Here is a 22220-nt window from a genome sequence, read left to right as displayed (position 1 = left end):
TTCCGGATACGAACCGGACCGGGCCGGATGGCCGGTGAGGCCTTCTTGCGGGATACCGGCCATTGTGCTGCCGGACCGGGGCCGGGCTAGACGGGCGGCCAGGGAATCGCCGGCCACTCCCCGCTCGGTTCCGGATGCTTCCCGGACGTCACCAGCGCCTCGACACGCGCGCGTGTGGCCTCCACCTCGGCGGCGGTGATCAGCCCGGTCAGGCGTACGGCCAGCTCACCGCCCTCCTGCAGCCCGGTCCGCAGGGCGCCGAGCGCCTCGACCGCCTCCGCCGTCAGCGGCTCCCCGGCCCAGCCCCACAGCAGCGTCCGCAGCTTGTTCTCGACGTTGAAGGTGACCCCGTGGTCGATGCCGTACAGATGGCCGCCCTCGGTGGGCAGCAGGTGCCCGCCCTTGCGGTCGGCGTTGTTGATCACGGCGTCCAGGACGGCGAGCCGCCGCAGCCGCTCGTCGTCGGCGTGCACCAGCAGCGCGGTCCTGCCCTCGCCGACCTCGGCGAAGCCGATCGCCTTCCAGCCGGGCTCGGGCTCCTCGCCGTCGACCAGGGCGAGCAGCTCGGCCTCGGGCGTCACGTCGATCCACAGCTGGACCATGCCCTCGCCGTACGGCCCGTCCCGCAGCACCGTGGGCGGTACGAGCCCCCAGCCGGTCGCCTCGGAGACCTCGTACGCGGCGACCTCGCGCTGCGCGAGCGTCCCGTCGGGAAAGTCCCACAGCGGCCGCTCACCGGCGATCGGCTTGTAGACGCAGGACGCCTCCTGCCCCTCGTACGCGACCGTGCAGAACAGCGCCGCGTTGGACGCCTCGCGGATGCGCCCGCGCACGGTCAGCTCGCCCTCGACGAGCAGGTCCACCGGGGTCACGCTCCGCGGCGGTATCCGTTCTGGCGCGGACATACGTGTCCTTCCGGGTCGAGCGGGAGGCTGCACAGCGGGCACGGCGGCCGCCCGGCGTTGACGACGTCCAGGGCGCGCTTGGCGAAGGCCCTGGCCTGCGCGCCGGTGAGCCGGACCCGCAGCATCGGGGGTCCGTTCTCCTCGTCCTGGAGCAGCCGCTCCTCGGCCTCGGCGAGGTCCTCCTCGGTGTCGGCGTCGAGCTCCACGAGGGCCTGCGCCTCGACGATCATGCGCTGCTCCTCGCCGTCCCAGGCCAGGGCCATGGTGCCGACGCGGAACTCCTCCTCGACGGGGGACTCCAGCGGGGCGGTGTCGGAGATCTCGGTGGGCGCCACGGCGGGGACGGCGGCGCTGCCGCCACTACGCCGTACGACCTCGTCGAGCAGCTCGTCCATGCGCTCGGCGAGGGCGGCGACCTGGGTCTTCTCCAGGGCCACGCTGGTCACCCGGGAGCCTGCGGTGGCCTGGAGGAAGAACGTACGGCGTCCGGGAAGCCCGACCGTACCGGCCACGAAACGGTCCGGGGGGTCGTAGAGGAACACCTGACGGGACACGTCCTGTCTCCATTGGAATCGTGAGTACGGCGAATCGTGAGTACGGCGAAATCGTGAGTACGGCGAAATCGTGAGTACGAGCGCTACTTCGACCGCTTCACCCTACTGCGCCGGACGATCACGGTGCGCCCGCGCCGCCCCCGACCGTCGCGTCGTCGGCCGGCGGTTCCTCGCGCGGGGCGAGGGACGCGAAATCACCGGTGTCCCCGAGGCGTACGAGGAACGGCCTCAGGCGTGTGTAGCGGATCGCGGTGATGGAACACGGTTCAACGGAAATCCTCTGGAAGAGGTCGAGATGAAGACCGAGTGCCTCCGCGACAAGGGACTTGATGATGTCGCCGTGCGAACACATCACATACACGGCGTCGGCGCCGTGATCGCGCTCCACGCGCGCGTTCCACTCCCGTACGGCCTCGGCGGCCCGGGTCTGCATCGCCCGCATCGACTCACCGCCGGGGAACGCCGCCGCCGAGGGATGCGCCTGGACGACCTCCATCAGCGGCTCGTCCGCCAGCTCGGCAAGCTTGCGGCCGGACCAGTCGCCGTAGTGGCACTCCCCGATCCGCTCGTCGGTGTGGGCGGTGAGCTCGGGCCGGGCGTCGAGCAGCGGCCGGATCGTCTCCTGGCAGCGCTGCAGCGGGCTCGTGACGACCTCGGAGATCGGCAGCTGGGCGAGCCGTTCGGGCAGCGCGGCGGCCTGCGCGGCCCCGCGCTCGTCGAGGGCGACGCCGGGCGTCCACCCGGCGAGCACCCCCTCGGTGTTGGCGGTGGAGCGTCCGTGCCGGACCAGGATCAGCGTGGGCATGCCGCCCAGCGTAGGCGTACCAGGGGGTGCGCACGCGGGCGGACGGCGGGAGAATACGCTCCGTGATCGTCGACTGCGCCATCTACCGCGACGGGCGCCGGACGGAAGGGCCGGACGACCTCTCCGACGCCCTGGATCTGTGCCGTCTGCAGGACGACGCGTTCGTCTGGATCGGCCTCTACGAGCCCACGGAGAACGAGTTCGACCGCGTCACGCAGGAGTTCGGACTGCATCCGCTGGCGGTCGAGGACGCCCTGAAGGCGCATCAGCGGCCGAAGCTGGAGGTGTACGACGACTCGCTGTTCATGGTCCTCAAGCCGGTCGGGTACGAGCCGAAGAGCGACATCGTCTCCTCCGGCGAGGTCATGGTCTTCATCGGCGACTCGTTCGTGGTGACCGTCCGGCACGGCGAGGAGGCGCCCCTGGGGGCCGTACGGCAGCGTCTCGAACACGAGCCGGAGATGATCCGGCACGGTCCCACGGCCGTGCTGTACACGGTCGCCGACGCCGTGGTCGACCACTACGTGGAGGTGGCGGGCGAGCTGAGCACCGACCTGGAGGAGCTGGAGACGGAGGTGTTCTCGCCGACCGGCGGCGGTTCCCGGCACACGGCGTCCCGCATCTACGCCTTCAAGCGGCAGATCCTGGAGTTCCGCAGGGCCAGCGGCCCCCTGGCGCAGCCCCTGTCCCGGCTCGCGGGCACCGGCATGTTCGGCGCGCGCGTGCCCTTCGTGCACGAGAAGGCGCAGCCCTTCTTCCGGGACGTGAGCGACCACCTCACGCGCGTGAACGAGTCCGTGGAGGGCCTGGACCGGCTCGTCTCCGACGTCCTGTCGGCGCATCTGGCGCAGATGAGCGTCCGGCAGAACGACGACATGCGCAAGATCTCCGCGTGGGCGGCCATGGCCGCGGTCCCCACCATGGTCGCGGGGATCTACGGCATGAACTTCGACCACATGCCGGAGCTGGACTGGATGTGGTCGTATCCGCTGCTGATTGCGGGCATGGCCGCCCTGGAGGTGCTGCTGTACCGGCTGTTCAAGAGCCGGGGTTGGCTGTAGAACCGGGGTTGGCTGCCGAGACCGGTACGTCGGGCGTCAGGCGAACTCGGGCGCCGAGGTGGCGGGTCCGCCGAGCGCGTCGCGTCGCTCCGGCATCTTCAGGGACACCATGCGCCGCCAGCCCGCGACCCGCTCCCAGGCGTACACGGCGTGGATGCCCGCGGCGAGCACGGCCGCCTTCGCCCTCGGCCAGCCGAGGATGCGCCCCATGTGGTCCATGACCGCGAGGCTGACGTCCCGGTAGATCCGGATCTCCGCGAGCGCGCACTCGCGCAGCGTTCGCTGGATGGCCCGGCCGTGTCCCTGGGCGGCGAAGCGCAGCAACTCCTCGTGGCAGTAGGCGAGGTGGTTGTCCTCGTCGTCGGAGATCATCCTGACCGCGCGGCCGAGGTCGGGGTGGTCGGCGAAGTGCTTGCGCAGCAACTCCATCTGCTCCGAGGCGCGCTGCTCGGTGACCCTGCTGTGCGAGAGGTAGGTGACGATGTCCTGGACGGTGAGCGGCTCGTCGCTCTTGAGCTTGTCGTGGGCGAGACCGATGCCGTGGTTCTCCAGGAGCACGGTGTAGTCGGTCTCGGGCGGGACGGGCACCGGTTGCAGGCCCCGCTTCTTCATCAAGGCGTTGAAGATCCGCCCGTGTTTGTCCTCGTCCGCGCCGTGCCGGGTGATCTTGGGCGCGAGGGGGCGCTCGCTCTGGGGGACGAGCGCGGCGATACGGGCGTTCTCCCAACCGCCCTGGGACTCCCCGCTGGCCGCGATGGAGCAGAACAGGCGAAAGGACTCGTCGTTGTCGAGGATCTCCTGGAACAGACTCTTGGCCGAAAGCATCGTTGGACACCTCTCCGCAGGGCGCAGGACGCCGGACTCCGCAGGATTCCGCGAAGAACGAGTCAAATGCGGCGAGAGAGGCACTGCAACAGCTGTGTCGGACAACTCCGCCAAAAGAATGACCAGCCGGGTCACGCCGGGGGCGTAACCGCGCGGCCACGCGCGCGTTGTTCTGCGTGACGGCCGTGGCGGGGAAGACCCCCGAGCCCCCACCACGGCCGCAGAAAATCCCTCTCGGGTACTCCCCCCTCGTCACGCCAGGCCGGCACGCTCCAGGGCCTCGGTGCCGGCCCGCAGCGAGGCGAGCCGCTCGTCGAGCGTGAAGCCCGCGGGCGCGAGCGACAGGGTGGTGACCCCGGCCGCGGCATAGGCCTTCATCCGGTCCGCGACGCGGTCGACGGAACCGAGCAGCGTGGTCTTGTCGATCAGCTCGTGCGGTACGGCGGCCGCGGCGCCCTGCTTGTCGCCGGAGAGGTACTTGGTCTGGATCTCGGCGGCTTCCTTCTCGTAGCCCATGCGCTGGGCGAGCTGGTTGTAGAAGTTCTGCTTGGGGCTGCCCATGCCGCCGACGTACAGCGCGGTGTAGGGGCGGAAGGTGTCGGCGAGCGCGGCCACGTCCTTGTCGTCGCCCACGGCGAGGGGAAGGGTCGGGCAGACGTCGAACCCGTCGAGCGTCTTGCCGGCCTTCTCGCGCCCGGCGCGCAGGTACTTGATCGTCGTGTCCTCCAGGTGCTCGGCGGAGGGGAAGATCAGCAGCGCGCCGTCGGCGATCTCACCGGTCTGCTCGAGGTTCTTCGGGCCGATGGCGGCGATGTACAGCGGGATGTGCTCGCGCTGCGGATGCACGGTCAGCTTGATCGGCTTGCCGGGGCCGCCGGGCAGGGGCAGCGTCCAGTGCTGTCCCTCGTACGACAGGCGCTCGCGGGTCATGGCCTTGCGGATGATCTCGACGTACTCACGCGTGCGTGCCAGCGGCTTGTCGAACTTGACGCCGTACCAGCCCTCGGAGACCTGCGGCCCGGAGACGCCGAGGCCGAGTCGGAACCGGCCGCCGGAGAGCGAGTCCAGGGTCGCCGCCGTCATCGCGGTCATCGCGGGCTGGCGGGCCGGGATCTGGAAGATGGCGGAGCCGACGTCGATGCGCTCGGTCTGGGCGGCGACCCAGGAGAGCACGGTGGCCGCGTCCGAGCCGTACGCCTCGGCGGCCCAGCACACGGCATATCCCAGCCGGTCGGCCTCCTGCGCGACGGCGAGATTGTCGGCGTCCATTCCGGCACCCCAGTAGCCGAGGTTGATCCCGAGCTGCATGGCGGATTCCCCTTACCGATCAGTAACGTCCCTTGTGGGGCCGACCTTAGCGCGGCGGACCTCTCGCGGGGAGGCCGGTGTGGCGGGCGTCGCCCGGCCGGCCGTCGGCGTACCCGGTCACCGTCCCGCAAACTGGTCATCCACAGGCCCCCACATGCCAGGTTCTGGCCAGTAATCTCGGCGTTCATGGAGCAGAGGCATCTCGGCCGCACCGGCCTGCGCGTGTCCCGGATCGGGCTCGGCACCCTCACCTGGGGCAGGGACACCGACGAGCACGACGCCGCGGACGTCCTGAAGACGTTCTGGGAGGCGGGCGGCACCCTCGTCGACACGGCGGACGTGTACGGCGACGGAGAGGCCGAGTATCTGCTCGGCCGGCTCATAGAAGGGCTGGTCCCGCGCCGGGACCTGGTCATCTCGACGAAGGCGGGCAGCGTGCCCGACCCCGACCGCCGCTTCGACGGCTCGCGCGGCCATCTGCTCTCCGCGCTGGACGCCTCGCTGACCCGGCTCGGCACGGAGTACGTCGACGTCTGGCACATCCACGCCTACGACCCGCACACCCCGCTGGAGGAGACCCTCCAGGCCCTCGACCTGGCGGTCAGCAGCGGCCGCGCCCGTTACGCCGGCGTCTCCAACTTCTGCGGCTGGCAGCTCGCCAAGGCGGCGACATGGCAGCTCGCGGCGCCGGGCACACGGACCCGGCTGGCGAGCACGCAGCTGGAGTACTCGCTGCTCCAACGTGGAGTGGAACGCGAGGTGCTGCCGGCCTCGCTGGATCTGGGCATCGGCCTGCTGCCGTCCTCGCCGCTGGGGCGCGGGGTCCTCACGGGCAAGTACCGCAATGCGACGCCGCCCGACTCACGCGGCGCCTCGGAACATCTGGCGCCCTTCGTCGCGCCGTACCTCGACGACACGGCGAGCCGCATCGTGGACGCCGTGCAGACGGCGGCCGACGGGCTGGCGGTGACCCCGCTCCAGGTCGCCCTCGCCTGGGTCCGCGACCGGCCCGGCGTGACCGCACCCGTCATCGGCGCGCGCAACGCACAGCAGCTCACGGCGGCATTGTCAGTGGAGGCCCTTAGTCTTCCTGACGAGATCTGCCGGGCGCTCGACGACGTGTCGGCGCCCGTGCACCGCTATCCCGATCACGACTGGAGCACGCTGTGAGCACGGAGCCGCCCGAGACCACGGAGGACACGGAGCCGGGGACGCCGGGGGCCGCGCCCGGGGGCGGGACGCCGGCGGCCGGCAACGGCGACACCACTGACCGGAGTTCCGCGGCCGAGGACGGTGACGGTGACGGTGACGCCGGGGCACAGTCGTCGGAGGGCCAGGCGGGCGACGGCGACTCCCCCACAGAGTCGTCCCCGACAGAGTCCTCCGCGACAGAGTCCTCCGCGACAGAGTCGTCCGCGGCGCAGTTGTCCGAGGCCGAGGCCGAGATCGCCGCTCAGCGGGTCGAGCGGGAGCGGATCGAGCGGCGCAAGGCCGAGAAGGCGGCGCCCGTCCGGAGCGGGGCCAAGCTCAGCGGGAAGGCCGCCGATCTGCTCGCCGCTGTACGGGCCGTGGAGAGCGGTGCGAAGCCCGTGGCCAAGGTCTTCAGTGAGCCCGAGCCACCGCGCCGCCCCGCCCCGGAGCCGGTACGCCGGCCGCAGCCCGTGGCGGTCGAAGCGCCCGCGGGCCCCGCTGCGCAGACCGTCGAATCCGTGCGCCGCGTGCTGACCGAAGGCGGCGCTCCCGAGACTCTCGCCCCGCAGGTCGCGGCGGTCCTCGGCGAGGGCGCGGCCGACCAACTGCGGGCGGACCCCTGGCAGTTGCTGCGCGTCGGCGGCGTACGGCCGGAGCAGGCCGACGGGTTCGCGCGGGCACTGCTCGGCGCGGAGTGCGGACCGGACGACGAGCGGCGTGGCCGGGCGGTCACCGTCTGGCTCCTGGAGCAGGCGGCCCTGGCCGGGCACACGGCCGTGGAGATGCCGACGCTCACCGCCGCGCTGGCCCAACGGGGTGTGCCGGACGCCGATACTGCCGTGCACAGCGCCCTGGCCGAGGGCGAGGCCCTGGTCTTCCAGGACGCCCTGGACGAGCCCGGCGCCCCGGCCGCCCGGCGGGACGACGCGGCGCAGGAGGACGAGGAACGGCCCGTCCGTGTCCTCGTCGGCCTGGAGCGGTACGCCCTCGCGGAGGAGAGCCTCGCCGACGGGCTGGCCCGCCTGATCAACTCGGTGCCGAAGCAGGACGGTTCGGCCGAGGAGTGGCAGCGGGCCACGTCCGCCGCGGGCTCCGCGGCCGACCTGATCCGCGCGGTCGCCGCGCACGGCCTGGTCCTCCACACCGGCGGGGAGGCGTCCCTGGCCGAACCGGCGGCGCTGCTGCACGCCGCGCACGCTCTCGGCCTGCGGGCCTGGGCGGCCACCCACGGCCCGGTCGGCCGGGAGCGCTTCTCGGCGCTGCTGAGCGGGCCCGGTCGGCCGGACGGCCCCACGCAGGCGGAATCCGCGCCCGCCGTCGCCACCGTGGCCGGTCTCCTCTCCGGTGCCGAAGGGCCCGGTCGGGACGCGGACGGGGCGTTCGACCTCGATCTGCTCATCGTGCTCGACGCACCGCAGTTGGACGTCGAGACGGCCGCTCTGCTCACGGAGTCGTTGCCGGACGGGGCCCGTCTGGTGCTGGCCGGGGATCCCGCGGTGCTGTGGTCGGCGGGGCCCGGGCGGGTGTTCGCCGATCTGCTGGCGGCGCGGGTCTGCCCGCTGACCGCCTCGCGGCGACCGGATCCCGGCCCGCTGGGCGAGCTGGTGTCCGGTATCGGCATCGGCGAGCTGAACCAGGTAGAGGCACCCGACAAGGAGGTCGTGATCGTGCCGGTGCGGGACGCGGGCGAGGCCGTGCACCGGACCGTGCAGCTCGTCGCGGACTCGGTGCCGCGCGCGATCGGCGTCCCGACCGAGCAGACCCAGGTGATCACGCCGGGCCACGGCGGGGCGGCCGGCACACGCGCGCTCAACGCCGCGCTCAAGGAACGGCTCAACCCCGGCCCCGGCCGCTTCGGCGGCTTCGACCCCGGTGACCGCATCGCGTACTCCCCCGCGCCGGGCCGTACGGTGCCGGGCCAGGTGGTGAAGGCCGACGCCGAGGGGCTGCACCTGACCTGCGCGGGCGAGTCCGTCGTCGTACCGAAGGAGCGGGTGGAGCAGTCCGTACGGCACGGTTGGGCCCTGACCGCGCACCAGGCGGCCGGCAGCCGCTGGCCGGCGGTGGTCGTGGTCCTCCCGGGCGACGCGGCCCAGGCCCTGAGCCGTCCCTGGGTCTACACGGCCTTCAGCCGCGCCGACCGCCACCTCTCCGTGGTCCACGGCGCGGAACAGGCCCTCCCCCGAGCGGTCGCCGAAATCCCGGCCAAGCCCCGCACGACCCGCCTGCCGGCGTTGCTGGCACCCCAACTGGCGACGGCCGACTGACCCCGCGCCGGCCGCCGATCACCCACGTCCCCCGCCCCCGGGCGGAACGACGACGGCGGCGGTCATGGAAGCCCTCGCTCCCATGACCGCCGCCTCCGACAGCCGTCGCCTCCGCTCAGCGATCCGAGTCCAGTGGCTCCAGGTCCTCGTCCTCGTCCAGCTCCGTGTCGAGGTCGTCCTCGAGGTCGTCGGCGTCCTCGTCGTCCTCGTCCGGTTCGTCGTCCTCGTCCGGTTCGTCGACGTCGTCCAGCTCGTCGTCGAACACCGCGCTGACGTCGAACCGGCAGACCACCCGCTGCGGATCGACCCCCTCGAAGGGCGCCTCCAGCCATTCACCGGGATCGGCCTGCTCGTCCGAGGCGGTGACCCAGAGCGTGGAGTCGCCCTCCTCCAGTCCGAACTCCTTGTGCCGGGAGGCGATCTCGTCCGGCTCGAACTCGCCGAACAGGATGCCCAGCGCCCCGTGCACCGTGCCGGAGGCGTCCGCGTCGTCCGGGCCGGCGTCGTAGTCCGCCGCCTCGACCCGCTGGGCCTGCGCCAGCAGCCGCTGCGGCTCCACCACGGAGTAGTCGCGGCGGATCAGCACGCTCACCGCGTTCGGTTCCTCGGGGCCCGTGTACGGCGGTAGCGCGTCCTCCGTACCGGGGATCTCGAAGGGCGTGACCTCGTCGTAGCGGTCGTAGAGCAGCTCGTCGTAGATCTCGGCGGCCGCGGCCAGCTGGTTGAACGCCTCGTAGACGGCCGGGTCGTCCTCACCCGACCGGCGTTCGACCGCGGCCAGGTGGCGGTCCAGCGCGGTCTTGACCGCCTCGGCGGCGGCGCGTACCTCGGCAGCGGTGGGCTGCACAGCATCAGACATAGTGCAGACGCTATCCGTACCGGGCCCCAGCCCGCACAATAGATGCGATGCCGGAATACGAATTTGTCGACGTGTACGTACCGCGCGGGGTCTCCCGCAAGGACGCCACACGCCTGCTGACGGACCATGCCGAGTACGGACACTGGGAGTTGGACCGCCTGAGCCTGCTGCGCGACGGCAGCCGCAGGGTGCGGCTGCGCCGCCGGATCATCCGCCAGGTGCGGGCCACATGGTGAGCTGAGGCGACAAAGAAACAACGGAGCGGGCCCCGCCGCGGCGGGGCCCGCTCCGTTCAAGCCGAACGGCTTCGGGCTACCGGTAGCGGAGCCAAGGCCTACGCCGAGGTCCGTGCCTTGCGGTACAGCACCGAGCCCGCCAGCAGCGCGCCCGCGCCGACCGGCAGGACGAGGCCCAGCGGCAGGTCACTGCCGGTCTGGGCGAGCTCGGCGTCACCCTGGGGCTGGGTGACGGACTGGCCGCCCGGCTGGTTCCTGTGCGAAGAGCCACCACCCGGCGTCTCGCCGCCCGTGCTGGGCGGCGTGCTCGGGGTGCCGGGGTGGGTGGGCTCGTCCGGGTTCTGCGGGCTCCCGGGGTTTCCGGGGTTTCCGGGGGTCTCCGGGTTGCCCGGCTGCTCGGGGGTGCCGGGGTTTCCGGGGTTGCCCGGCTGCTCCGGCGACCCGGGCGGGTTCTCCTGGCCGCCGCCCGGCGGGGTGTGACCTGAGCCACCGCCGCCGTTGGTGCAGTCGTTGCCCTCGACGGAGTTGCCGATGCCGATGACGTCGACGCTGTTGCCGCACACGTTGACCGGCACATGGACCGGGGCCTCGACGTGGTTGCCGGAGCCGATACCGGGCGAGTCACTGGTGTGCCCGCCGGACGACGCGCCTGAGCCGCCGTCGGAGTCCCCGTGACCGGCGGACGCGCCGCCGCCCTGGTTGGCGCAGCTGTTGCCGCTCGCGGGATTGAGCACCCCGACGACGTTGACCGTGTTGCCGCACACGTTGACCGGCACGTGCAGCGGCGCCTGCACCGTGTTGCCCGACAGCACGCCGGGCGAGTTCGAGGTGGAGCCGTCCGCACCCGAGCCGGTTGCGTGGGCGGCGCCGCCCGCGGCGGCGATGACGCCGGTCGCGGCCGCCACGGTCATCAGGCCCTTGCGGGTGACCTGTCGCATTTGCTGTTTACCTGCCTTCGACCTTGTTCCGAAAGGACGACGTCGGAAATTCCACCGACGTTCCGAAAGGCCGGTCGGCCCCGGAGCGCATGGTGTGCGCTCCGGGGCCGACGGGCTCAGCCCCTTTTACGGGGCGAGGCGCAACGTCACTTGTTGATGCAGGTGTTGCCGAAGGCGGGGTTCAGCAGACCGACCACGGAGACCGTGTTGCCGCAGACGTTCACGGGGACGTGAACCGGCGCCTGAACGACGTTGCCCGACAGGATGCCCGGGGAGTGCACCGCGGCACCCTGAGCACCCGAGTCGGCAACGGCCAGGCCCGCGCCCGCGAGAACCAGCCCACCAGTGGCAGCCGCAGCAGCGACGACCTTCTTGATCATTATTCCTCCTTGTTGGCAATGCGATCACAAGTAGCTGATCGCATCACCTGTAACGAGGAGGAACTAATAGGGCTACGACCTGATGAGTGTGTTCACTCCCCCCAGCCATCTCCCGTACGCCTGGCCGAATACTGAAGTGTCGTTTCAGTGGGCCAATTCAGGACGCATCGATGAACCGGTCGAGGACCCGCACCCCGAACTTCAGCCCGTCCACCGGTACCCGCTCGTCGACACCGTGGAACATCCCCGCGAAGTCCAGCTCCGGCGGCAGCTTCAGCGGCGCGAAGCCGAAGCCCCGGATACCCAGGTCGTCGAAGGACTTGGCGTCGGTGCCGCCGGAGAGCATGTAGGGGATGGCCTTGGCGGCCGGGTCCTCGGCGACCAGCGCGGACTGCATGGCGTCCACGAGCGCCCCGTCGAAGCTCGTCTCGACGGCCTTGTCGGCGTGCACGTCCTCGCGCTTGACCTTGGGCCCGAGGATCTTGTCGAGGTCGGCGAGGAACTCCTCCTCGAACCCGGGCAGGAAACGGCCGTCGACGTGCGCGGTGGCCTCGCCCGGGATGACGTTGACCTTGTAGCCCGCGCCGAGCTGCGTGGGGTTGGCCGTGTTGCTGAGGGTCGCGCCGATGAGCTTGGCGATGCCGCCGAGCCTGGCGAGGGTGCCCTCCATGTTCTCCGGGTCGAGCTCGGTGCCGAGCGCGTCGCCGAGTTCGTCGAGGAAGGCCCGGGTCGTCTTGGTGACCCGTACCGGGAACTTGTGCCGGCCCAGCCGGGCGACGGCCTCCGACAGCTCGGTGATGGCGTTGTCCCGGTGGATCATCGAGCCGTGCCCCGCCGTGCCCGCCACGGTCAGCTTCATCCAGTGCATGCCCTTCTCGGCCGTCTGGATCAGATAGAGCCGCCGCTGCTCGCTCACGGTGAACGAGAACCCGCCCACCTCACTGATCGCCTCGGTGACGCCTTCGAAGAGGTCCGGGTGCTTGTCGACGAGGAACTTGGCGCCGAACCTGCCGCCGGCCTCCTCGTCGGCGAGGAACGCGAGCACGATGTCCCGCGGCGGGCGGCGCCCGCTGCGCAGCCGGTCACGGACGACCGCCAGCGTCATCGCGTCCATGTCCTTCATGTCGACGGCCCCGCGCCCCCACACGCACCCGTCCGCGACCTCGCCGGAGAAAGGATGGTGGGTCCAGTCGTCCGCGTTGGCGGGTACGACGTCGGTGTGGCCGTGGATGAGCAGCGCGGGCCGGGACGGGTCCTCCCCCTCGATCCGCGCCACCGTGGAGGCGCGTCCCGGGTGCGACTCGAAGATCTTCGGCTCGAGGCCCACCTCGGCGAGCTTCGCGGCCACGTACTCGGCCGCCTTGCGCTCACCGGGCCCCGAGTGGTCGCCGTAGTTGCTGGTGTCGATCTGGATCAGCTCGCGGCAGAGGTCCACGACCTCGTCCTCGCCGGTGACGCCCCTGGCCGTGTCCGTCTCGCTCACGCTGCTTCCTCCCGCGCTGTCGCTGCTGGTGGTCCCCCTCATCCTCCCTCTCCCTCCGGCTCCGCCCAAGACCGGCCGCCGCCCGTCACACGCCGTTCACGCCGGGGCAGGGGGTGATCGGGGCACCCCGCGGAGCCTGGTAATGTTTCCTCTGTCGCCGCGGGGGAAACCCCGCACGACAGACACCTTGTCCGGGTGGCGGAATGGCAGACGCGCTAGCTTGAGGTGCTAGTGCCCTTTATCGGGCGTGGGGGTTCAAGTCCCCCCTCGGACACGTGAAATGGCGAGGGCCGTGACCACGAGGTCACGGCCCTCGGCCGTTGTGTGGGGGAAGTCTCCTCCGGTCGAAGATCACCAGGTCAGCGCCTGTTCCGTCGGCGCCCCGCCGCCCCGAACGGCGGTTCCGAGTGGCGTATCGAAGGGCTCGAACCTAGCGTCGTACTAAAATTTTCGGCTTGTTACGGGCTGGAGCCGGACAACCCCAGGCAGACCTGCGGGCCCGCCAGCGCCCCGGAGGCTTCCGGGATCGAGACGCGAGGACCGGATGGCAGCCATACACGAGAGCAGTGCTCTCGGCCTGCTCGAAGAAGAGATCCGCGAGAAGTTCGGCGACACGGCACGTTTCTCCGGGGGCCCGGCGGCCTCCGCGCGCACCCTCGTCGACGTCTTCGAGGCGTCCGTACGGTCGTACCCGGACGAGCCGGCCCTGGACGACGGCACGACGTGCCTCACCTACCGCGCGCTGGCCGTCGAGGTGGAGCGGCTGCGGCGCGGGCTCGCGGCCGCCGGGGTCGGGCTCGGCGACCGGGTCGGGGTTCGTGTCCCGTCCGGTACCAATGACCTCTACGTCGCGATCCTCGCCGTGCTCGCGGCCGGTGCCGCCTATGTCCCGGTCGATGCCGAGGACCCCGACGAGCGGGCCGAGTTGGTGTTCGGGGAGGCGGACGTACGGGCCGTCGTGGGGGCCGGGCACGAGATCGCCGTCCATGGCGTCTCCGAGGTCCCCGCCGCCCGGCCCGGCGTCGAGCACGACGCGTGGATCATCTTCACCTCCGGCTCCACCGGCAAGCCGAAGGGCGTCGCCGTCTCTCACCGCAGTGCCGCCGCGTTCGTGGACGCCGAAGCCGCGCTGTTCCTGACCGAGGAGCCGATCGGGCCCGGGGACCGGGTGATGGCGGGGCTGTCGGTCGCGTTCGACGCGTCCTGCGAGGAGATGTGGCTGGCCTGGCGGTACGGGGCCTGTCTGGTGCCGGTGCCGCGGTCGCAGGTCAGGAGCGGTGCCGATCTCGGGCCGTGGCTGGTCGAGCAGGAGATCACCGTCGTGTCGACGGTGCCGACGCTGGCCGCGCTGTGGGAGCCCGAGACCCTCAACGACGTACGCCTGCTGATCTTCGGCGGTGAGGCCTGTCCGCCCGAGCTGGCGCAGCGGCTGGTCACCGAGGGGCGCGAGGTGTGGAACACCTACGGGCCGACCGAGGCGACCGTCGTGGCCTGTGCCTCCCTGATGAGCGGGGAGGAGCCGATCCGGATCGGGCTGCCGCTGAACGGCTGGGAGCTGGCCGTCGTCGACGGGGCCGGGGAGCCCGTCCCGATGGGCGGCAGCGGGCAGCTGGTGATCGGCGGGGTCGGGCTGGCCCGGTATCTCGACGCCGAGAAGGACGCGGAGAAGTACGCGCCGCTGGAGTCGCTGGGCTGGGAGCGGGCGTACCGCAGTGGTGACCTCGTCAAGGCGGAGCCCGAGGGGCTGGTCTTCCTCGGGCGGGCCGACGAGCAGATCAAGCTCGGTGGGCGGCGGATCGAGCTCGGTGAGGTGGATGCCGCGCTCCAGGCGCTGCCGGGTGTGGCCGGTGCGGCTGCCGCCGTGCGGACCGCTCGCAGTGGGAATCAGCTGCTCGTCGGGTACGTCGTCACCCAGGACGGCTGGGATCACGCGGCCGCGGTGGAGAAGCTGCGGGCCGAACTGCCCGCCGCGCTCGTGCCGTTGCTCGCGCCGGTCGAGGAGCTGCCGACCCGTACTTCGGGCAAGGTGGACCGTAACGCGCTGCCCTGGCCGCTGGAGGGGCTCGAAAGCGGTGGTCCGGCGGAGCAGCTCTACGGCACCGAGGCGTGGCTCGCCGAGCAGTGGGCCGAGGTGCTCGGCATCCCCGTCTCCGGCGCCTGCGACGACTTCTTCGCGATCGGCGGCAGCAGTCTGGCCGCCGCGCAGCTGACGACACGGCTACGGACGCGCTATCCGAGCGCGGCCGTCCTGGACATCTACCAGCAGCCGGTGCTGCGGAAGTTGGCCCGGCGGCTGGAGCAGTCCGCGCAGGACGACGGGGCGGAGCGGATCGTCGCGCCGGTGCCCCGGCGCGCGCAGGTGATCCAACTCCTGCTCCTGGTTCCGCTGTTCACGCTGCTCGGGCTGCGCTGGACGGTCGCGCTGACCGCGCTCGGGAATCTGCTGCCGGCCTACGCGTGGCTGCCGACAGCGCCCTGGTGGCTCGTCGCGGTCGGGGCCGTCGTCCTGTTCAGCCCGCCGGGGCGGCTCGCGCTGGCCGCCGGGGGCGCGCGGCTGCTGCTCCGGGACGTGAAGCCGGGTCGGTACGCGCGCGGTGGCAGTGTGCATCTGCGGCTGTGGGCCGCCGAGCGGCTGGCCGAGTTCAGCGGGGCGACCTCGCTGACCGGGGCCTGGCTGGAGCGGTACGCGCGGGCGCTGGGCGCCAAGGTCGGGCCCGATGTGGACCTGCACTCGCTGCCGCCGGTCACCGGGCTGCTCAAGCTGGGGCGGGGCGCGGCCGTCGAGTCCGAGGTGGATCTGTCCGGGTGGTGGCTGGACGGGGACCGGCTGGAGATCGGCGCGGTGAAGGTGGGCGCGCACGCCGTCGTCGGCACGCGCGGCATCCTCTTCCCCGGTGCCCGGGTGGGCAAGCGGGCCGAGGTGGCGCCCGGTTCTGCGGTCACCGGGCAGGTTCCCACCGGTCAGCGGTGGGCGGGCGCGCCGGCGGTCAAGCTGGGCAAGGCCAAGCGCAACTGGCCCAAGGACCGGCCGCGGCGCGGGACGTACTGGCGTGTGATGTACGGCCTCACCGGCTTCGCGCTGACCGCGCTGCCCGTGCTGGCGGGCGGGGCCGCGTTCCTCGTGGCCCGGGTGCTCTTCACGCCGGAGGCGCCCCTGACGGGCGCCGCGCTGGCGCTCGTACCGGCGACGCTCGCCTTCGGGCTGGCGTACGCCGTGCTGCTGCTGATCGCCGTACGGCTGCTGAGCCTCGGCCTGCGCGAGGGCACGCACCCGACGCACAGCCGGGTCGGGTGGCAGGCCTGGACGGTCACGCAGCTGATGGACCGCTCGCGGGAGACGCTGTTCCCGCTGTACGCCGGGCTGGTCACGCCGGTGTGGCTGCGGCTGCTCGGGATGCGGATCGGGCGGGGTGCCGAGGTGTCGACCGTGCTGGCGCTGCCCAGCCTGACGACGGTCGGCGAGGGCGCGTTCCTGGCCGACGACACGCTGACCGCGCCGTACGAGCTCGGTGGCGGCTGGATGCGGATCGGGCGGGCGGAGATCGGGCGGCGGGCCTTCCTCGGGAACTCGGGGATGACGGCGCCCGGGCGGACCGTGCCGGACGGCGGGCTGGTCGGCGTGCTGTCGGCGACGCCGAAGAAGGCCAAGAAGGGCACGTCGTATCTGGGGCTGCCGCCGGTGAAGCTGCCGCGTGCCGCGGCGGGCGGCGACCAGAGCCGGACGTACGATCCGCCGGCCCGGCTGCTGTGGGCGCGCGGTCTGGTGGAGCTGTGCCGGATCGTGCCGGTGTTCTGCTCGGCGTGGCTGGCGGTGCTGACGGTGGCGGCGCTGTGCGCGCTGGGGGTGTGGGCGCCGCTGCTGGCGGGGTTGGTGCTGCTCGGGGCGGGGGCCGTGGCGGGGCTCGTGTCCATCGTCGCGAAGTGGCTGCTCGTGGGGCGGCACCGCAGCGGGGAGCATCCGCTGTGGAGCGGCTTCGTGTGGCGCAACGAGCTCGCCGACACCTTCGTCGAGGTGCTCGCCGTGCCGTGGCTGGCGGGTTCGGTTCCCGGTACGCCTGTGATGACGGCATGGCTGCGCGGGCTGGGCGCGCGGATCGGCAAGGGCGTCTGGGTGGAGAGCTACTGGCTGCCGGAGACCGATCTGGTGACGCTGGAGGACGCGGCCACCGTGAACCGGGGTTGCGTGCTGCAGACGCACCTCTTCCACGACCGGATCTTGCGGACGGATACTGTGGTCCTCCGAGAGGGCGCGACGCTGGGTCCTGGCGGGATCGTTCTGCCCGGCAGCGCGATCGGGGCCCGTACGACACTGGGTCCCGCGTCGCTCGTCATGGCCGGGGAGTCCGTCCCCGACGACACCCGTTGGCTCGGCAATCCGATCGAGGCATGGCGTCCCTGATGCCGGCTCACTCGGAGCCGGAGATCGGTGGGCCGGCACGGAGTGGCAGCGGTACGGCGCAGGGAGCACAGACAGCAGTGGCAGTTCAGCAGACGGCGGGCGTGGACCCGTACTTCCCGGAGCACGGCGACTCGCGCTACCGGGTGCACCGGTACGAGCTGGCGTTGGACTACCGCCCGGCCCCGAACCGGCTGTCGGGGACGGCCCGGATCAACGCCATAGCGGGACGGACGCCGCTCACCGAGTTCGTGCTGAACCTGGCCGACTTCAGGATCGGGCGGGTCCGGGTCGACGGACGGCAGCCGCACTACACGCACCGCGGCGGGCGGCTGCGCGTGCGCCCCGCCAAGCCGATCCGCGCCGGGGCCGCCTTCACGGTCGAGGTGCACTGGGCGGGCAACCCCAAGCCGGTGAACAGCCCCTGGGGCGGGCTCGGCTGGGAGGAGCTGGAGGACGGGGCGCTGGTGGCGAGCCAGCCGATCGGGGCGCCGTCGTGGTACCCGTGCAACGACCGGCCCGCCGACAAGGCGTCGTACCAGATCTCGATCACCACGCCGTCGGCGTACGCGGTGGTGGCGGGCGGGCGCCTGCTGACCCGTACGACGAAGGCGTCCACGACCACCTGGGTGTACGAGCAGTCGGCGCCGACGTCGAGTTATCTGGTCGGCCTGTCGATCGGCAAGTACCAGACGGTGCTGCTGGGCGACCCGGGCCTGGGCGGGGTACCGCAGCACGGGCACATCCCGGCGCAGCTGCTGCCGGAGTTCTCCCGGGACTTCGCGCGCCAGCCGCAGATGATGGAGCTGTTCCAGGAGCTGTTCGGGCCGTACCCCTTCGACGAGTACGCGGTCGTCGTGACGGAGGAGGAACTCGATGTCCCGGTCGAGGCACAGGGGTTGTCGCTGTTCGGCGCCAACCACGTGGACGGGGCGCGCGGTTCGGAGCGGCTGGTCGCGCACGAGCTGGCGCACCAGTGGTTCGGCAACAGTGTGTCCATCGCGGACTGGCGGCACATCTGGCTGAACGAGGGGTTCGCGAAATACGCCGAGTGGCTGTGGTCGGAGCGGTCGGGCGGGCGTACGGCGCAGCAACTCGCCGCTGCCGCACACCGGTTGCTGGCGTCTCTGCCGCAGGATCTGCGGCTGGCGGATCCGGGTCGTAAGTCGATGTTCGACGATCGGCTGTACGAGCGCGGAGGCCTCGTCCTGCACGCGGTGCGCTGCGCGCTGGGCGACATCGCCTTCTTCCGCATGCTGCGCGCCTGGGGACAGCTGCACCGGGGCGGAACGGTGACGACGGCCGCCTTCGCCTCGCATGTGGCCCGCTTCGCGACCGAGCCGGTGGAGGAGCTGTTCGAGGCGTGGGTGTACGGGACGGCGCTGCCGCCGTTGCCCGGGGCCCTGACGCGGACGGCGGGCTAGGACAATGGCGGGCATGACGACGCGTTTTTGCCCGTGCGGGCTGCCCAAGGCGTACGACGACTGCTGCGGCCGGTTCCACTCCGGTGCCGCTGCCGCTGCCGCTGCCGCGCCCACCGCCGAGGCGCTCATGCGGTCGCGGTACAGCGCGTTCGTCAAGGGCGAGGTGGCGTACCTGCTGCGGACCTGGCATCCGCGGACGCGGCCGGCGCGGCTGGACCTCGACCCCGGGATGCGGTGGACCGGGCTGGAGATCCTGGAGACGACGGATGGTTCGGCGTTCCACTCCACGGGGACGGTGACCTTCCGCGCCTCGTTCCGGGGCGGGGCGCTGCATGAGCGGAGCCGGTTCGAGCGGGTCGACGGGGCGTGGGTGTATGTGGACGGGGAGTTCCTGGACTGACACGGGGAAGTTCCTGGACTGACCAGGTGACGTCCTTGCGACCCGGAACGGCCTCGTTCCCCTAGTGGTCGGTGACCGTCGCGAACCAGGACGTCGGCCCAGGGTCGAGCCAGTAGTCCTGCCCGGCGGGCTCCAGCCACAACTGCGGCTGCTCGTCGCCGTTGTTCCGCACCAGGAGCGGCACCGGGTTCCCCAGCCGCCGGATCGCCTCGAAGCCGAAGCCGCCCGCCTTGGGCATGTTCGCGTTCAGCGGCTCGATGACGCGGTCGATGTCCGCCCGTCGGCCCGATTCGCTCATGGGGCGAGGATGTCCAGCTCCTGGAGGGCGCCGACCGTGATCTCGCGGGTCAGGTGTTCCGCCCTGGCCGCGTCGCCCGCGCGGACCGCCTCCGCGACCTGGACGTGCAGGGTGACCGCGGCCGGGTCGGGGTCCTCGAACATGACCTCGTGGTGGGTGCGGCCCGCGAGGACCTCGGCGACCACGTCGCCCAGGCGGGCGAACATCTCGTTGCCGGAGGCGTTGAGGATGACGCGGTGGAAGGCGACGTCGTGGATGAGGTAGCCCTCCAGCTGGTGGCCGCGGGAGTGGGCGACCATGCCGAGGGCGCATTCGGTGAGTTCGGCGCACTGGTCGGCGGTGGCGTACTTGGCGGCCAGGCCTGCCGCGACCGGTTCGATGGCCGAGCGCAGGACGGTGAGTGAGCGCAGCTGCTGGGGGCGGTCGGCGCCGGCCAGGCGCCAGCGGATGACCTGCGGGTCGTAGACGTTCCACTCGGCCTTGGGACGGACCGTGACGCCGACGCGGCGGCGGGACTCCACCAGGTGCATGGACTCCAGGACGCGGACCGCCTCCCGCATCACCGAGCGCGACACGTCGAAGCGCTGGGCCAGCTCGTCCGTGCGCAGGACACTGCCCGGCGGGTACTCGCCCGCGGCGATCGCGGGGCCGAGGGTTTCCAGTACATGGCCGTGCAGCCCCCGGCCCGGTGTGCTCATGCACTCAGCGTACGGGGCAGATCACGCGATCAAAAAGTCAGACTTATTTGCCACAGGGTCTTGAATTCGTCGTACCTAATGGGTTTCAGTGTGGCCGACGTCGGATGTCGGCGTCGGATGTCGAAGAAGACAGCGAGGCAGTGATGCGTACCCCCCACGTCGTCGTGGTGATGGGCGTCGCCGGCACGGGCAAGACCACCATCGGTCCCCTGCTCGCCGCCCGGCTCGGCGTCCCGTACGCCGAGGGAGACGACTTCCACCCGCAGGCCAACATCGCCAAGATGTCGGCCGGTACCCCGCTCGACGACGCGGACAGGTGGCCGTGGCTGGACGCCATCGGCGCCTGGGCGCACGGGCGGGCCGGGCTCGGCGGGGTGGTCAGCTGCTCGGCGCTGAAGCGGTCGTACCGTGACCGGCTCAGGGCCGCCGCGCCCGGGGTGGCGTTCGTGCACCTCACGGGCGACCGGGAGGTCATCGAGGACCGGATGGCGCATCGGCAGGGGCACTTCATGCCAACCGCGCTGCTCGACTCCCAGTTCGCCACGCTCCAGCCGCTCCAGGCCGACGAGGCCGGAGTCGCCGTGGACGTGGCCGGGAGCCCGGAGGAGATCACCGAGCGGGCCTCGAAGGCGCTGAGCGAACTTCCCGACTGACACCGGCAACAGCGGTAGCACCCCACCGGTGAACGCCGGTAGCGCCCACCGGCAAGCGCCGGTGACACCCCCCACGCGTCCCCCATCCCCGTACCTGCAAGGGAACCCCGTGACCAGACTCAGCGTCGAGATGCTGGCAGCGGACACCGTCGAGCCCCTCACCTCGGCCGGCCACGCTCAGCTGGGCATCGCCGTCCTGGCGGGTATCGCCGTCATCGTCCTGCTCATCACCAAGTTCAAGCTCCACGCGTTCCTGTCGCTGACCCTCGGAACGCTCGTGCTCGGCGCGATCGCCGGGGCGCCGCTCGACAAGGCCATCGCCAGCTTCACCACCGGCCTCGGCACCACGGTCGCCGGCGTGGGCGTGCTGATCGCCCTCGGCGCGATCCTCGGCAAGATGCTCGCCGACTCCGGCGGCGCCGACCAGATCGTCGACACGATCCTCGCCAAGGCGGGCAGGCGCTCCATGCCGTGGGCGATGGTGCTGATCGCCTCCGTCATCGGTCTGCCGTTGTTCTTCGAGGTCGGCGTCGTGCTGCTGATCCCGGTCGTGCTGATGGTCGCCAAGCGCGGCAACTACTCGCTGATGCGCATCGGCATCCCCGCCCTGGCCGGTCTGTCCGTGATGCACGGCCTGGTCCCGCCGCACCCCGGCCCGCTGGTCGCGATCGACGCGGTCGGCGCCGACCTCGGTGTCACACTGGCGCTCGGCGTCCTCGTCGCCATACCGACGGTGATCATCGCCGGTCCGCTGTTCTCGCGGTACGCGGCCCGTTGGGTGGATGTCCCGGCCCCCGACCGGATGATCCCTCAGCGTCCCTCCGAGGAAACCGGTGAATCCGGTGAAGTGAGCAAGCGCAGGCTCCCCGGCTTCGGGCCCACGCTGATCACGATCCTCCTCCCGGTCGTCCTGATGCTCTCCAAGGCACTGGTCGACATCGTGATCGACGACCCGGCCAACACCGTCCAGCGCGTCTTCGACGTCATCGGCTCCCCGATGATCGCGCTGCTCGCCGCCGTACTCCTGGGCATCGTCACGCTGCTCGCGCCCGCCGGGTTCGGCAAGGAGCGCATCTCGCCGCTGGTCGAGAAGGGCCTCGCGCCCATCGCGGGCATCCTGCTCATCGTCGGCGCGGGCGGCGGCTTCAAGCAGACCCTGATCGACACCGGTGTGGGGCAGATGGTCCTGGACATCTCCGAGGACTGGTCGATCCCGGCGCTGCTGCTGGCCTGGCTGATCGCGGTGGCCATCCGTCTCGCGACGGGTTCGGCGACGGTGGCGACGGTCTCGGCAGCCGGGCTTGTCGCCCCGCTGGCCGCCGACATGTCGACCACGCACGCGGCCCTGCTGGTCCTGGCCATCGGTGCCGGCTCGCTCTTCTTCAGCCATGTGAACGACGCCGGATTCTGGCTGGTGAAGGAGTACTTCGGCCTGAACGTCGGGCAGACCATCAAGACCTGGTCCGTCATGGAGACGATCATCTCGGTGGTCGCCGGTGGTGTGGTCCTCCTGCTCTCACTGATCATTTAGGGGTACGA

Annotated in this window: 20 protein-coding genes and 1 tRNA gene; 10 read left to right on the top strand and 11 right to left on the bottom strand. The window is 71.6% G+C overall.

From position 1 onward, the window contains the following. Positions 1-86: 86 nt before the first annotated feature. The 3 genes from QQM39_RS36715 to QQM39_RS36705 form a co-directional block, all read right to left on the bottom strand. A complete protein-coding gene (locus QQM39_RS36715) occupies positions 87-905 on the bottom strand; it encodes an SCO1664 family protein (protein ID WP_302001904.1) in 819 nt (272 codons plus the stop codon). Further along, positions 869-1459 (bottom strand): DUF3090 domain-containing protein, encoded by a 591-nt coding sequence (locus QQM39_RS36710; protein WP_302001903.1) that lies wholly within the window; start codon positions 1457-1459, stop codon positions 869-871. The genes QQM39_RS36715 and QQM39_RS36710 overlap by 37 nt, the downstream gene beginning before the upstream one ends. A gap of 118 nt (positions 1460-1577) precedes the next feature. Beyond that, positions 1578-2264: a histidine phosphatase family protein gene (locus QQM39_RS36705; protein ID WP_302001902.1), complete on the bottom strand. Its 687-nt coding sequence runs from the start codon at positions 2262-2264 to the stop codon at positions 1578-1580. Between the two features lie 62 nt (positions 2265-2326). On the opposite strand from QQM39_RS36705, the gene corA reads away from it, so the two are divergent. Then, a complete protein-coding gene (gene corA, locus QQM39_RS36700) occupies positions 2327-3325 on the top strand; it encodes a magnesium/cobalt transporter CorA (protein ID WP_302001901.1) in 999 nt (332 codons plus the stop codon). A gap of 36 nt (positions 3326-3361) precedes the next feature. On the opposite strand, the gene QQM39_RS36695 is transcribed toward corA, so the two are convergent. Both QQM39_RS36695 and QQM39_RS36690 read right to left on the bottom strand, forming a co-directional pair. Next, positions 3362-4150, bottom strand: coding sequence for a ferritin-like domain-containing protein (locus tag QQM39_RS36695; protein WP_302001900.1), 789 nt, complete (start codon positions 4148-4150; stop codon positions 3362-3364). A 252-nt stretch (positions 4151-4402) separates the two neighbouring features. Further along, a complete protein-coding gene (locus QQM39_RS36690) occupies positions 4403-5458 on the bottom strand; it encodes an LLM class F420-dependent oxidoreductase (RefSeq protein WP_302001899.1) in 1056 nt (351 codons plus the stop codon). Between the two features lie 186 nt (positions 5459-5644). On the opposite strand from QQM39_RS36690, the gene QQM39_RS36685 reads away from it, so the two are divergent. Together QQM39_RS36685 and QQM39_RS36680 are read left to right on the top strand one after the other, a co-directional pair. Beyond that, positions 5645-6628: an aldo/keto reductase gene (locus QQM39_RS36685; protein WP_302001897.1), complete on the top strand. Its 984-nt coding sequence runs from the start codon at positions 5645-5647 to the stop codon at positions 6626-6628. Then, on the top strand, positions 6625-8916 hold the full coding sequence (locus QQM39_RS36680) for an ATP-dependent RecD-like DNA helicase (protein ID WP_302001896.1): 2292 nt from the start codon (positions 6625-6627) through the stop codon (positions 8914-8916). The genes QQM39_RS36685 and QQM39_RS36680 overlap by 4 nt, the downstream gene beginning before the upstream one ends. Before the next feature lie 115 nt (positions 8917-9031). On the opposite strand, the gene QQM39_RS36675 is transcribed toward QQM39_RS36680, so the two are convergent. Further along, positions 9032-9775, bottom strand: a complete 744-nt coding sequence (locus QQM39_RS36675) for a hypothetical protein (protein ID WP_302001895.1) — start codon at positions 9773-9775, stop codon at positions 9032-9034. A gap of 47 nt (positions 9776-9822) precedes the next feature. Between QQM39_RS36675 and QQM39_RS36670 the strand changes: the two genes are divergently transcribed. Continuing rightward, positions 9823-10011 (top strand): DUF5703 family protein, encoded by a 189-nt coding sequence (locus tag QQM39_RS36670; RefSeq protein WP_005485166.1) that lies wholly within the window; start codon positions 9823-9825, stop codon positions 10009-10011. A gap of 98 nt (positions 10012-10109) precedes the next feature. Here QQM39_RS36670 and QQM39_RS36665 read toward each other — a convergent pair whose 3' ends face one another. The 3 genes from QQM39_RS36665 to QQM39_RS36655 all read right to left on the bottom strand — a co-directional run bounded on the left by QQM39_RS36665 (position 10110) and on the right by QQM39_RS36655 (position 12812). Beyond that, on the bottom strand, positions 10110-10949 hold the full coding sequence (locus QQM39_RS36665) for a chaplin (RefSeq protein ID WP_302001894.1): 840 nt from the start codon (positions 10947-10949) through the stop codon (positions 10110-10112). 146 nt (positions 10950-11095) lie between these two features. After that, complete coding sequence (gene chpH / locus QQM39_RS36660; protein WP_302001893.1) at positions 11096-11329, bottom strand: chaplin ChpH; 234 nt, start codon at positions 11327-11329, stop codon at positions 11096-11098. 157 nt (positions 11330-11486) lie between these two features. Further along, complete coding sequence (locus QQM39_RS36655) at positions 11487-12812, bottom strand: M20/M25/M40 family metallo-hydrolase (protein WP_302001892.1); 1326 nt, start codon at positions 12810-12812, stop codon at positions 11487-11489. Between the two features lie 189 nt (positions 12813-13001). On the opposite strand from QQM39_RS36655, the gene QQM39_RS36650 reads away from it, so the two are divergent. From QQM39_RS36650 to QQM39_RS36635, 4 genes are all read left to right on the top strand, one after another. Further along, positions 13002-13086, top strand: a tRNA-Leu gene (locus QQM39_RS36650). 270 nt (positions 13087-13356) lie between these two features. After that, on the top strand, positions 13357-17211 hold the full coding sequence (locus QQM39_RS36645; protein WP_302001891.1) for a Pls/PosA family non-ribosomal peptide synthetase: 3855 nt from the start codon (positions 13357-13359) through the stop codon (positions 17209-17211). Positions 17212-17288: 77 nt separating this feature from the next. Then, the gene (locus QQM39_RS36640) at positions 17289-18632 is read left to right on the top strand and encodes a M1 family metallopeptidase (protein ID WP_302001890.1); all 1344 of its coding nucleotides are present in this window, start codon (positions 17289-17291) and stop codon (positions 18630-18632) included. A gap of 13 nt (positions 18633-18645) precedes the next feature. Continuing rightward, entirely contained in the window at positions 18646-19032 is a 387-nt protein-coding gene (locus tag QQM39_RS36635; protein WP_302001889.1) for a YchJ family protein, read from the top strand. Between the two features lie 61 nt (positions 19033-19093). Here QQM39_RS36635 and QQM39_RS36630 read toward each other — a convergent pair whose 3' ends face one another. Continuing rightward, on the bottom strand, positions 19094-19330 hold the full coding sequence (locus tag QQM39_RS36630) for a hypothetical protein (RefSeq protein ID WP_302001888.1): 237 nt from the start codon (positions 19328-19330) through the stop codon (positions 19094-19096). Beyond that, positions 19327-20028 carry a FadR/GntR family transcriptional regulator gene (locus QQM39_RS36625; protein ID WP_302001887.1) on the bottom strand — a complete coding sequence of 234 codons (702 nt, stop codon included), beginning with the start codon at positions 20026-20028 and terminating at the stop codon, positions 19327-19329. The genes QQM39_RS36630 and QQM39_RS36625 overlap by 4 nt, the downstream gene beginning before the upstream one ends. A 143-nt stretch (positions 20029-20171) precedes the next feature. Here QQM39_RS36625 and QQM39_RS36620 point away from each other — a divergent pair, with 143 nt between their 5' ends. Both QQM39_RS36620 and QQM39_RS36615 read left to right on the top strand, forming a co-directional pair. Beyond that, positions 20172-20681 (top strand): gluconokinase, encoded by a 510-nt coding sequence (locus QQM39_RS36620; protein WP_302001886.1) that lies wholly within the window; start codon positions 20172-20174, stop codon positions 20679-20681. A gap of 109 nt (positions 20682-20790) precedes the next feature. Then, complete coding sequence (locus tag QQM39_RS36615; RefSeq protein ID WP_302001885.1) at positions 20791-22212, top strand: GntP family permease; 1422 nt, start codon at positions 20791-20793, stop codon at positions 22210-22212. Positions 22213-22220: the final 8 nt, after the last annotated feature.

Source organism: Streptomyces sp. DT2A-34 (genome assembly GCF_030499515.1).
In the GTDB taxonomy this organism is placed as follows: domain Bacteria; phylum Actinomycetota; class Actinomycetes; order Streptomycetales; family Streptomycetaceae; genus Streptomyces.
This window is presented reverse-complemented; position numbering and strand designations above follow the sequence as displayed.